Consider the following 12,493-nt stretch of genomic DNA (forward strand, 5'->3'; position numbering starts at 1 on the left):
ATAAAGAAACAGAGATAGACAGTCCTTGAATAGACTATCTATCTCCTCTTATTTTATGCCTTAAACATTGAAGTAGCGAGCATCAGGATGAGCAAAAACGATGGCAGATACAGATGCTTCTGGCTCCATCATAAAGCCTTCTGTAAGATGGACACCAATATCCTCAGGTTTTAATAGGCCGAATAGTTTCTCTTGATCCTCCAAGTTAGGACATGCAGGATATCCGAATGAAAACCGTTGACCTTGATATTTTGCAGCAAAACGATCTCTCATAGTGAAATCTGTTGCATCAGGGAAGCCCCATTGATCACGAATTTCCTGATGCATACGTTCAGCAAAGCCCTCTGCTAATTCTAAAGCAGTGGATTGCAAGGCATGACTTTCAAGGAATTTCCCATCCTCTTTTAACTGGCGGGCTTTAGCCATAACTCCTTGACCTGCTGTTACAACCATGAGTGCAATATAGTCCATTTCACTGCTCTCTACCGTTTTTAAGAAATCTGCAAGACATAAAAATGGTTCAACCTGCTGACGAGGGAAGGTAAAACGCTCAATTTCTGTCTTACTATCAGCAGGGTCATACACAACGACATCATCACCATCTGCTTGAGCAGGGAAAAATTGATACAAACCAGATGGCTTTAATAGATCACTTTTTAAATAATCATCTACTAAATCCTTGAGCTCTGTTGCTCTTGAATCACCCGCATCAAGCAATTGCTGAACTTGCCCTTTCAAACCTAGATGGTGTCCCAGTAATGTACGCATATTAACATAAGGATATAAATGAGATACAGAATAGACTTTTTTCACATGACGTCGTAAATCAGCTGGTAAAAATACTGGCGCTCCTTTAACTGTTCGTGCAGGCTTTATTGTTACCTCTTTTGCCGGACGAGCAGCTCGTTTTTCATCGGCCTCTAAACGTTTTTGACGGGATTCTTCAATTTCTGCTAAGAAATTTTCACGTGTCCCTTCACCCATTAATAGATTCGCTTGCTCTAAGCCTTGCATAGCATCCTTTGAATAAATAACAGGACCACCATATTCATCTGCAATTTTTGTTTCAGTAAAACGACGTGAAAGTGCAGCCCCACCAACTAAAATAGGAACATCAATTCCTGCCTCTTTAAAATCCTGAGCAGTAATGACCATCTGTTGCGCTGATTTCACGAGTAAACCTGACAGCCCAATAAAATCAGGTTTTTCCTTACGAATCGCATCAATCAATTGGGCAGGGGTTACTTTAATGCCCAAATCGACTACCTTATAGCCATTATTACTTAATATAATATCAACCAGGTTTTTCCCAATATCGTGAACATCGCCTTTTACCGTAGCAAGTACCATTTTCCCTTTTCCAGCACTCTCTTCATCCTTCTCCATGAATTGCTCTAAATGAGCAACTGCGGCCTTCATCACACCTGCTGATTGTAAGACCTCTGCTACAATGAGTTGATTATCATTAAATAATCGACCTACCTCAGCCATGCCCTCCATTAAAGGACCATTAATTATATCAAGTGGCGCCTCGAAGATTTCCCTTGCAGCGTCTAAATCCTCAATTAGCCCTTCTTTGGTACCTTCTAATATATAGTAAGCTAAACGACCTTCAACCGTTTTCGGAATATCAGCTTCCGTTTTCTCCTTCTTTTTATCTCGATAAAAATCTGTAAACACTGCTAATGTTTCATCATTTGTATTAAAGAGCAGGTCATTTGCGAGTTTGATTTCCTCTTCAGGGATGGATGCATAACGCTCCAATTTCTCTGTATTAACAATGGCATAATCTAAGCCCGCCTGTGTACAATGATAGAGATAAACAGCATTCAGTACTTCACGACCAACTGGTGGTAAGCCAAATGAGATATTACTTACGCCAAGTACCGTCAATGTCTGCGGCAATTTTTCTTTGATGAGACGAATGCCTTCAATCGTTTCTAACGCTGAACCAATATACTGCTCATCCCCAGTTCCTACAGGGAACATTAATGGGTCGAAAATGATATCCTCTGGTGCAATCCCCCATTTCTCCGTTAAAAGTTGATAGGAGCGCTCGGCAATTTCGAGCTTTCGATGACGGTCAACCGCCATTCCCTTTTCATCTATCGTTCCGACAACTAACGATGCACCATATTTTTTCACGAGTGGTAATACTGCATCAAATCGTTCTTCACCATCCTCTAGATTAATAGAGTTAATGATGGCTTTCCCTTGTGAAAACTTTAATGCTTCCTCAATTACTTTTTCATCAGTTGAGTCAATCACAAGAGGCACCTTAACCTTTTTTACAACCTCCTGCATAAAACCACGCATATCGGCTAATTCATCGCGATCAGGGTTGGCTAAACAAATATCAATAACATGTGCACCATTTTTGACTTGAGCACGTGCAATCTCTGCGGCCTCCTCAAATTTCCCATCGATGATTAAATTCTTAAATTTACGAGAGCCAATTACATTTGTTCTCTCCCCAATAAATAACGGACGCATAGAATCGTCATACAATAACGGTTCAATTCCTGATACTGCATGACCATGTGTTTTTTCTGGTAATTGGCGAGGTTTTTCATCTTTTAAGACCTCACGAATGGCTGCAATATGAGCCGGTGTCGTCCCACAACATCCACCTACAATATTAAGCCAACCTTTTTCTGCAAAACCTTTTAATTTTTGCGATAGCGATTCCGGTGATTCATGATAACACCCTTCTTCATCTGGCAAGCCAGCATTTGGATAACAGCTAATATAGCCTGTTGAAAGCTCTGCTAATGAACGAATGTGATCCGTCATAAACTCAGGTCCTGTCGCACAGTTTAGGCCAACTGATAATGGTTTAATATGCTCGATCGAAATATAAAAGGCATCGATTGTTTGCCCTGCAAGCGTTGTACCCATCGGTTCTATTGTTCCTGAAATCATGACGGGTAGCTCTTTTCCCGTTGATGCAAAAGCGCGCTTTACGCCAAGTGTGCCTGCTTTGACATTGAGCATATCCTGACTTGTTTCTAATAACAAAACGTCGGCTCCTGCCACAATTAATGCCTTTGCCTGTACATAAAAATTTTCCTCTAGCTCATCAAATGTAATACCACCAGTTACTGATAACGTTTTTGTTGTTGGCCCCATAGCCCCTGCAACAAAACGTGGCCAATCCGATGTGGAATAACGATCCACTGCTTGGCGAGCAATTTCCACTGCACGCTTATTAATTTCTTCTGCTTTTGTGCCAAGATCATATTCATTTAACACAAGAGGCGTCCCACCAAATGTATTTGTACAAATAATATCTGCGCCTGCCTCTAAGTATTTATGGTGAATTTTTTCAATGACATCTGGTCTAGTAAGCACAAGATTTTCATTACAGCCATCAAGTTCCTCGCCACCAAAATCCTCTGCTGATAAATTTTCATTTTGTAGCATTGTTCCCATTGCGCCATCAAGAATTAAAATACGTTTCTCTAGTTGCTCTTCAATCGAGTGCTTAGCCATGTATACTTACTCCTTTTTTCTGTTCATCCAATTGCTCTATATATTTCATCAACTCTAGTGTCACATCGTAACGTAAAAATGGTGTAATAAGGTAAATCCCATTGAAATATTGCGTAGCCTCTTCTACTAATTCTTTGGCAATAGCAATCCCTTCCAATGTTGCCTTTTCTTTATCTTCTCCACATGCTTTCATTCTTGTTAAGGCATCTTCAGATAATTTGATACCTGGCACTTCATGATGTAAAAATTCAGCGCTTTTATAACTCGTAACAGGCATAATACCGATGTATATTGGAGCTTGTAAATGCTTTGTTGCCTCATAAATCTCTACAATCTTCTCTTTCGTATATACTGGTTGAGAAATGAAATAGTCTGCCCCATGCTCAATTTTCTTCTCCAAGCGTGTCACAGCACGATCTAACACACGGACGTTTGGATTAAATGCAGCAGCAACTGAAAAATTTGCTTTTTTACGAAGTGGCTTACCTGAGAACGAGACCCCTTCATTTAATTGCTTAATTAATTGGATTAGCTCCATGGAAGATACATCATAAACACTTGTCGCACCTGGGAAATCTCCTACTTTCGTTGGATCACCCGTAACGGCCAACACATCATGAATACCTAAAGCATTTAACCCCATTAAATGGGATTGTAGACCAATTAAATTACGATCGCGACATGTAATATGAGTTAGTGGGCGTACACTATGTGTGCTCTTCAACAATGCGCCCATTGCAATATTACTAATACGTGGAGAGGCCAGTGAATTGTCTGCCATCATAACTACATCTGCACCTGCATCATATAATTGCTTTGCTCCTTCAAGGAACCCATCGATCTCTAAATGTCTAGGTGTATCCAACTCTACTATGACAGAGCGTTCACGTTTAACTTTTTCATGAAGAGGCTCATACTTTGTTGGCTCCGCTTCTCGAACAATCTCAATCTTTTTAGGCTTCGCATGCTTCTCCTGAACCGGTGATAACTCTTCTAAATACTTCTTTGCTGCTGCAATATGTTTGGGTGTTGTACCACAACAGCCCCCTATTAAGCGTACACCTTGATCACGCAATTCAACAGCCGCTCGACCAAAATAATCAGCTTCTGACTCATAAACGACACGCCCATCCTCTAAGTCCAGAAGTGAAGCATTTGGATAGGCTGACATAAATGCCTTATGAGGAAGTTCTACACCCTCAAATGCCAGAATTGTATGGTGTGGACCTAGTCGACAATTGACACCAACAATATCAGCACCTAGGGCTTCAAGCTCATGGAGAGCATTATTTAAAGTCATCCCATTTTGTAAAACACCAGGCTCATGCATAGAAACTTGTGCAATAATCGGCAATTTTGTTTTTTCTCGTAGCATCTTTAAGGTTGCTGTTAATTCTTCAAAATCATAATAAGTTTCAAGTAAAAGGCCATCTGGATTCCCTGCAAGTAAGACTCTTGCTTGTTCTTCAATAGTCGCTAATATTTCATCCAAGGTTGCATCACTTTTACGAATTCCCCGAATACCACCAATTGTTCCTAAAACAAATTGACCGCCATCAGCCGCTGCTCGTTTTGCGATGGTGATAGCAGCTTCATTAAATTGTTGGACACGTGATTCTAATCCATAGCGAGCTAATTTAATGGCATTTGCACCGTACGTATTCGTTTGAATGATGTCAGCACCAGCTGCAATATATTCTCTATGAATCTTTTCAATTAACTCGGGTCTCTGAACATTCATTTCCTCATGGCAATACTCCAATCCATAGCCATATAGCACTGTGCCTATTGCACCGTCTGCCGTCAATACATGCGTTTTTAACCTTTCAAGCAATCCCATAAAATTAGCCTCTCTTCCTATGTCTCTATATAATAAAAAGCCTTCTTTCATAAAAAAGAAGGCTTTAACGATTCATCATTGTTGTTCCTTCTCATCTTCGACTCAACGGTCTTCTGGATTTAGCACCTGACAATAAAGTTGGTTGCTGAAGCTTCAATGGGCCAGTCCCTCTGCTTCTCTTGATAAGAATTAAGTATGAATTTTTTAAATAATTAAAAGAATCATATCGTTTACTGACGAATGAGTCAAGACTATTTCACATAACAAAGTTTTTTTCCACTTAAAATCTTAGAAATTGGCAAGTTTCTTTGCAAGCTCTTCGCCAATTTTTTTCCCATTTTGAATGCAAGCACCGATACCTACGCCAAAATATGAGCACCCTGCAATCGATAAATTAGGATATTTCTCATGTAATTCTTGTAGTAATCCTTGTAATGCCTCACGATGCGCTAGATCATATTTAGGCATTTGATCAATCCATTTTGTTACATTCACAACGGTTGGTTGCTCCTCTATTCCTAGGCTCTTTCTCACATCTTCTAAAGCAACTGCTGCCAATTCTTCATCCGTCATGGCACGTAGTTGCTCATAGGCTGGATTGATGCTCTTATAAAAGAGTCGCACAAGTAATTTATTTTCTTTCGATGTATGCTTCCATTTACGACTAGTCCAAGTTGCTGCATTACAAGTAACGTCTGAATTATGGGAAACAATATAGCCTGTTCCATCTGCTGGCAATTTAGCATCTGGCACATCAAAACCTAAATAGATAGTAATCGCTGACGCTGTCGTAAATCGATCAAAATAGCGGTTTAAAGATTCATCCTGTAGCAGATTTTGGACAGTATCGTTCGGTAATGCTAAAACGACATAATCTGACTCAATAATTTCACCATTAGCTAAGGAAATAGTGTAGTTCTTATCTTGTTTTTGAACATTTAACGTAGTAACACCCTTGATAATTTCTACATCGGATAAGGTTTGTTCAAGTCGATCAATTAAAGAAGATAAACCTTTTTTAAACGATATAAATTTTTTGTTCGCTGCTTTAACAAATTGCTCACGATTCGCATCAAAGCCTTTAATAATACTTCCATAATCATTCTTATAATCAATCAAATACGGTAAAGTAGAGCCAATAGAAAGCTGATGTAAATCTCCCGAATAAACACCTGCAAGGACTGGTGCAATTTGATTTTTCACCAGTTCCTCTCCTAAATAGTAAGTTAAAAATTCACCGATTGAACTTTCCTTTGTGAAGCCATTGTTTGGCAATGTTAAATCCTTCAACGCTTCTTTTTTTCCTTGCTCGGAAATAAGTGTACTTTCCTCTAAGGATGCTAAACTCATCGGTATTCCGAAAGTTGAATCTGCCGGAATAGCATGTAACTCATTATTCGTATAAATATAAGAAATACCTGTTTCGTTGTAAACTAGTTCCGCCTCAAAATCAAGCTCCTGCACGAGTTCCATAACGCCTTGATGACGGGCTACAATAGAATCAGCACCCGTTTCCATGATGAAACCTTGTTCATGTACTGAATATAATTTGCCTCCTAAATATGTATTTTTTTCTATAAGCACTAGACGAACATTTAAATTATGTTCCTTCACTTGACGTTGCAAATAATGCATTGTACATAGTCCTGTAATACCGCCGCCTAAAACAACAACTGTTTTCATCATAACCGCCCCTATTATTCATTCTTTCTACAGTATAATCTTTTTTTCATTGAAAATTACGTTAAACCCTTTACAAATTTAGCAAAAATAGAGCTATTTCATCAGTGAAATAGCTCTTACTTTCTGAATCTCTATAAGATTGATCCTCTATAACGATGGCTTCACAACAAACATTTTAATAGGTACTATAGTGTTTATTACGTCTAAAAACATAAAAAATAGGATGTTGTTAGTAGTCTATCCTTTTAAATTTTGCGCAAAGCTCGCTAATTTTTCTGCTGAATTTGTTACCTCAGTAAATGAAGTGCCTAATTCACTTAATATGCCTACAATTGCTTGTATTTTTGTTGCCATACACTCATTTTGATCTTTTGCCTCTGTCATGGCTCCCAATATACTCGTAAATTGGCCTTCAGTTTGTAACATATTTTCTTCACCTGCTGCAACTTCTTCTTGAATATTTGTCAAAGAATACTCTAGTTTCTCTGTTCGTTCACCTGTCTTTTTCAATAACAAAGCCACCGCTGTAACAGATTCTTTTGTCTGAATTGATAATTTCCGTACTTCATCGGCCACTACACTAAAGCCCTTTCCCGCTTCCCCAGCACGTGCTGCTTCAATTGCTGCATTTAAAGCCAATAGATTTGTTTGATTCGCAATATTGGTCACAACACTCATGATTGTTTCCATTTCCTTAGACATACCTGATAATTGTTCAATATTTTCTTCTATATCATGAAGAGAATGACTAATATTTAGCATATTTTGTGATTGATTTTTTAAACGCTCGCGACCCTCAAGTGCTTGGTTTTCAGCCAGTGTAGACAAATCGAGTGATTTTTTTGCCAAATGTTTAATTTCGTCAGATTGCTTACTTAAGCAGGAAAATGAATTATTGGTTTCCTGCGAGATAGCTGCAAGTGCTTCCGAAGAATCTACAATCTGTCGTTCAATCGCTTCTTTTTCATGAACCATTTTTTCTTTCAGTTGTTCCACAGTGTTTTCAAAAGCTTCTAAAACGAGTTGTTGCTCAAAATTACAAATTTTCGATATAGCTCTGATCGTATTAAATTGATCTTGTGGAAATTCTATATTTTTTTCGACTAAATCAATAAATGATATCGATAAATCTTGGAATGCACAGATATACCACTGTGTTCTAAGCCCAATGTGGACATGCACCTTTGCAATTTTTACACGCCTTTGGTAATACATCTCATCAATGGTTCCGTTAAACATTTCAATAATATGTTGCCGTAATGTTACTTTAAGCTTTTCTACAGAACTATGATGACTGATAATATCTACCAAATGATGCTCTGTTCCAATCATGTTGTAAAAACGGTTTACGATGTGATCTACATTATGCATAACTATTGGCTGGAAAGCTTTTAAATATTGTAAGTCGTTCTTCGTTAAGTTCAGCATTTCAATTTGCTTCGCCATCGATTGACGAGAGGACAAATCCATTTTCACTGTGTATTGCTGTAAATCCAATACCTTAGTCTTTCTCTGTTTTTGAAAAATCACACATCTTCCCTCTTTCATTCCGTTTACTTTCATCAGGCTGAGAAACATCAAATCCCTTTTAACATATTGATGGATACACGAAAAAATACCGATAAAATCAGATTAGTCAGATTTAATGGTTACATTCAATAGCGCAATTCCGTATGACAGACTTCCTCCCAAAGTATGTCGGGTACCCCTTTACTCAATTTATCCTAAGATTATATGCTTTCAGCAAACAGATATAGTCACTACATGACTATCAGTAAATTATTTACGTATGCTTCTTTTCAAAATCACTCATTTACATTAATCATTTTATAAATGACTGTCAATCTTATGAATACCATTTTTTTACACAAAATGTATAAAAAGTCCTTGTTGTTAAATAAAGCGTAATAAACAATGAAAAAGCTACCACAATATTATTGGGTAGCTTTTTTAACTATTTTTTTGTTTATTATGCTTACTTGTTTTATATTTATTCTACTTTTTTATTGATCATCTTCAAATTTCACTATACTAATATTTTTTACCCTCAATCATCATCTATCTAAATACTCTTAAATAGCTGTCTAATTTAGACTTAAATACCCATAAACTATAGCAATATAAATCATTCTAAAAACCTATGTTTTTTTAACACTAAATTTACAATCCTTTAAGTTCCTGTAATATTTTAGCCGCTTCTTCGGATCCTGCATCTGCCGCGAGTCCATACCATTTAATAGCTTCTTTTAGATTTCTTTCTAACCCTGTATCTTTATTAAAAATATGCCCTAACTGTAGCTTGGCTTCTACATCTCCTTGAAGTGCGGCCTGCTTAAACCAATGTATACCTTTTTCGAGATTGCGAATTCCAGCCAGACCATTACTCCATATATAACCTAAATCATAAAAGGCATCTACATGATATTGCTCTGCAGCTCTTTCATACCAAAACAGACCACGATTGACATCTTTCACTTGGCCTAAGCGTCCCTCTAAATAAATTCCACCAAGTCGATATTGTGCTTCCACATACCCTGCCTCAGCTGATTTTTTATAGGCGTTAAAAGCCTCTTTCACATCTACCTCAACGCCTAACCCCTGCTCATAAATAATCCCTAACGTAAACATTGCCTCTGCCACATTCTTTTGTGCAGCATAATCAAACCACTTTTTTGCTAATGTATAATCCGTTGATACACCTTCGCCATTAAAGTACATATCTGCTAAATTATTGGCAGCATCCGCATGTCCCTGTAAAGCTGCTTTTTCATAGTATGAAAAGGCAAGGGAATAATTTTCCTCCATACCTATGCCCCCGAAGCAAAAATTCCCAAGCATATATTGAGCATCTGCATTTCCTTGGGCAGCAGCTAGCTCAAACCATTTCAATGATTTTTCAGGTTGAAAATGTTTACCCTCTCTAGAATTATAGTATTCGCCCAGTTGATATTGGGCATCACCATCCTGCTCTTCAACCGCTTCTTTATACAAATCAATAATGAGCTCATGATCTAAGTCCTCTTCATCTAGAACAGCAACTTGTTCATCTTGATGGCGAAAATACCACTCCACAATATCAAGCACATCATCTACTACTTCTATACTGTTTTTTAACTTTTCTAGCGAAGAAATTTGCCAAATGAGTATATAGACAGGCTGTGGAATGGCATCGCGCAAGACATCATCATATTCTGCCAACAGCGTTAATACATTCTCCTGAATCGATTGAGATTGCACTGTATGGACAATCTGCAAATGACGTTGTTGCTGTTCTTTTAATAATCCTCGTACTACTTGATACAGTATTTTCTGCAAGGCTGTTAGGTTAACTTCTGCGAATGTAAGTAATTTTATATTTTGAGCAAACCACTGATCTTGAGTTTGTGTAAGATTTTGTAGGGAAATTATTCGTTCTTTATTTCGCTTGGCTAAAATTTGCTCGTACATTATTTTCCTCCCTTGCACACTATGTAAAAAACTGCCTTACCACTATTATATGGAAGACAGTTGAAGTTTGGTTACACATATGCTCTCAATAGTAAGCCTATGAAAAGCGTAATAATTAAAAATACTGTGACATGGGTCCATTTATACATGGCTAATAAGCCTATAAATTCTCGTGTGAATGCATTAGGAACATAGTAAAAAGCAGTTTTTGAGCCAATTCCCTCGGCGTCTAATGCTGCTTTCCTAGCATAAATACTTGCGCGAAACACATGGAAATTATTCGTAACAAAAATGGAGCGATAGTTCTCTCCATGAGAATGGTGGTCCATTATTTGCTTTGAAAAGATCATATTTTGTTCTGTATTGGCTGAACGATCCTCCATTACTATCTTGTCAGTCGGAATATGATGTACTTCTAATAGGTATTGTTTCATTGCATATGCTTCTGATACCTTTTCATCATTTCCTTGACCACCAGAGACAATGATATAAGGCTTCATCTCATATTTTATAAATTGCCTTACTGCTTCATCTAAACGACTTGCTAAAAGCGGAGGTACTGTATCGCCAATTAACCCTGAACCTAATGCAATGATGTAATTTGGTTCATAACGTATTGGTGTAAGAAGATACAATATTGAATAAGCAAGGACACTAGTATATAAGAACATTGTATAGCCAAAAATCAAAAACGCATAGAAGAAAAGAATATGCCAAAATACATTTTCAATTTCAATAAAAATGACGAATACATACCATAACATCATAATAACAAAACTTAGCCCCAATATGGCTAACATTAAGTTACGAAATTTGCGTCCTTCCTTTTCCAATAATACTTTACTATTGAAAAACATGGCTATCGATAAAATAAACATAATACTTGGAAAGCTTCCTAATATAATGAATATCCCCATTTCGGAAATAATCCCCTGATCATTCGGTAGCAATAAAGGATAATGAATAATGAACGCTCTGACAATATACATACCTATCAGGCCAAGTGCTACCGCGTTAAGAAATCGCCTTTTTTCTGTTAGGTACAAAATAATAAAAATGGTAAGTAAGATTGATAAAGTTAGTAGCATTTTTTCACTCCTTCCTATTGTATAATTCCTACAATCATTACATCTGCCACTATTTGTCCATATTTTTTGATATAGCTTAATTTTTGAAAGCGTTTGTTTTATTTTTTAATATAGTTCATGTAATATTACTATATAAGAACTAGTTTATGATTAGATTAAAAATTATATTGGAGGAATGTATGTAATGAAAAAAATTCTTGCCGCTCTTTTTGCAGCGACACTGATATTTTCAACTGTTGGTGCAACATTATTTATTTCTGATACGCCAACGGCAGAAGCTAAATCCTATAAATCGGGTAAAAAGGGCTTCTCTAACAATAATAATAGCTCGAATATCCAAAAATCGGATACTACCAAAGATCAAAACAATGCAACAACAAATAAAAACAACTCAACATCTACTAATAAAGCAGATACTACTAAAAAAGGTGGCTTTTTCTCAGGTGGTCTGATGAAAGGATTAATGCTTGGTGGACTTGCTGGATTATTATTCGGTAGTCTATTTAGTGGTATGGGTATACTGGGGAATATTTTAGGTTTACTTATTAATGTCGCAGCAATTGTTGTTATTGTGATGCTTGTTGTGAAGATAGTGAATATGTTTAAAGATAAAAAGCGCAAAGAGGAAGCACAATGGCACAAATAATCAACGAACAAGATATTATTAATGCTATTTGTTTATCTCAAGCCTACTATCAAAACATTCGACCCGAGGATGTTCTTGTTGAATTGACTTACGAGGATGATGCAGGCTTTGGTGCGGAGGTCGAAGTCAACGGTCAAATCGAGGTGCTTAATACAGCAGCCATGATTGGTGCCTTACGTGTTTGGATCAAGGATGTTCTACACGGTGATCCATTCTCAACAGGGATTGAACTTGTTTTAGATGACGAAGAAGGCATTATTGCCAAACTATCATAAAAAAATAGCAGTACAATGAATC

8 protein-coding genes and 1 riboswitch are annotated in these 12,493 nt (G+C 37.2%); of the genes, 2 read left to right on the forward strand and 6 right to left on the reverse strand.

Features of this window, described 5'->3' with window-relative positions:
• Positions 1–60: 60 nt before the first annotated feature.
• The 6 genes from metH to PSR12_RS20905 all read right to left on the reverse strand — a co-directional run bounded on the left by metH (position 61) and on the right by PSR12_RS20905 (position 11,550).
• The gene (gene metH, locus PSR12_RS20880) at positions 61–3,492 is read right to left on the reverse strand and encodes a methionine synthase (RefSeq protein ID WP_274770379.1); all 3,432 of its coding nucleotides are present in this window, start codon (positions 3,490–3,492) and stop codon (positions 61–63) included.
• Positions 3,485–5,332: a bifunctional homocysteine S-methyltransferase/methylenetetrahydrofolate reductase gene (locus tag PSR12_RS20885; RefSeq protein ID WP_274770381.1), complete on the reverse strand. Its 1,848-nt coding sequence runs from the start codon at positions 5,330–5,332 to the stop codon at positions 3,485–3,487. The genes metH and PSR12_RS20885 overlap by 8 nt, the downstream gene beginning before the upstream one ends.
• 88 nt (positions 5,333–5,420) lie before the next feature.
• Positions 5,421–5,521, reverse strand: a riboswitch (SAM riboswitch).
• A gap of 99 nt (positions 5,522–5,620) precedes the next feature.
• Positions 5,621–7,015 (reverse strand): protoporphyrinogen oxidase, encoded by a 1,395-nt coding sequence (locus PSR12_RS20890; protein WP_274770383.1) that lies wholly within the window; start codon positions 7,013–7,015, stop codon positions 5,621–5,623.
• 237 nt (positions 7,016–7,252) lie between these two features.
• Positions 7,253–8,545 carry a globin-coupled sensor protein gene (locus PSR12_RS20895; protein ID WP_274770384.1) on the reverse strand — a complete coding sequence of 431 codons (1,293 nt, stop codon included), beginning with the start codon at positions 8,543–8,545 and terminating at the stop codon, positions 7,253–7,255.
• 630 nt (positions 8,546–9,175) lie between these two features.
• Complete coding sequence (locus PSR12_RS20900) at positions 9,176–10,462, reverse strand: SEL1-like repeat protein (RefSeq protein WP_274770385.1); 1,287 nt, start codon at positions 10,460–10,462, stop codon at positions 9,176–9,178.
• 71 nt (positions 10,463–10,533) lie between these two features.
• Entirely contained in the window at positions 10,534–11,550 is a 1,017-nt protein-coding gene (locus PSR12_RS20905; protein ID WP_274770386.1) for a YdcF family protein, read from the reverse strand.
• Positions 11,551–11,734: 184 nt separating this feature from the next.
• On the opposite strand from PSR12_RS20905, the gene PSR12_RS20910 reads away from it, so the two are divergent.
• Both PSR12_RS20910 and PSR12_RS20915 read left to right on the forward strand, forming a co-directional pair.
• On the forward strand, positions 11,735–12,196 hold the full coding sequence (locus tag PSR12_RS20910) for a hypothetical protein (protein ID WP_221682988.1): 462 nt from the start codon (positions 11,735–11,737) through the stop codon (positions 12,194–12,196).
• Complete coding sequence (locus PSR12_RS20915) at positions 12,184–12,471, forward strand: DUF2653 family protein (protein WP_004224435.1); 288 nt, start codon at positions 12,184–12,186, stop codon at positions 12,469–12,471. The genes PSR12_RS20910 and PSR12_RS20915 overlap by 13 nt, the downstream gene beginning before the upstream one ends.
• Positions 12,472–12,493: the final 22 nt, after the last annotated feature.

It is taken from the genome of Lysinibacillus sp. G01H, assembly GCF_028872195.1.
Classification (GTDB): domain Bacteria; phylum Bacillota; class Bacilli; order Bacillales_A; family Planococcaceae; genus Lysinibacillus; species Lysinibacillus capsici.

Excerpts from the sequence above, each read along its gene's own strand:
- PSR12_RS20900 (WP_274770385.1), bottom strand. The coding sequence starts at position 10,462 with ATGTACGAGCAAATTTTAGCCAAGCGAAATAAAGAACGAATAATTTCC.
- PSR12_RS20905 (WP_274770386.1), bottom strand. The coding sequence starts at position 11,550 with ATGCTACTAACTTTATCAATCTTACTTACCATTTTTATTATTTTGTAC.
- PSR12_RS20885 (WP_274770381.1), bottom strand. The coding sequence starts at position 5,332 with ATGGGATTGCTTGAAAGGTTAAAAACGCATGTATTGACGGCAGACGGT.
- PSR12_RS20910 (WP_221682988.1), top strand. The coding sequence starts at position 11,735 with ATGAAAAAAATTCTTGCCGCTCTTTTTGCAGCGACACTGATATTTTCA.
- PSR12_RS20915 (WP_004224435.1), top strand. The coding sequence starts at position 12,184 with ATGGCACAAATAATCAACGAACAAGATATTATTAATGCTATTTGTTTA.
- metH (WP_274770379.1), bottom strand. The coding sequence starts at position 3,492 with ATGGCTAAGCACTCGATTGAAGAGCAACTAGAGAAACGTATTTTAATT.
- PSR12_RS20890 (WP_274770383.1), bottom strand. The coding sequence starts at position 7,015 with ATGAAAACAGTTGTTGTTTTAGGCGGCGGTATTACAGGACTATGTACA.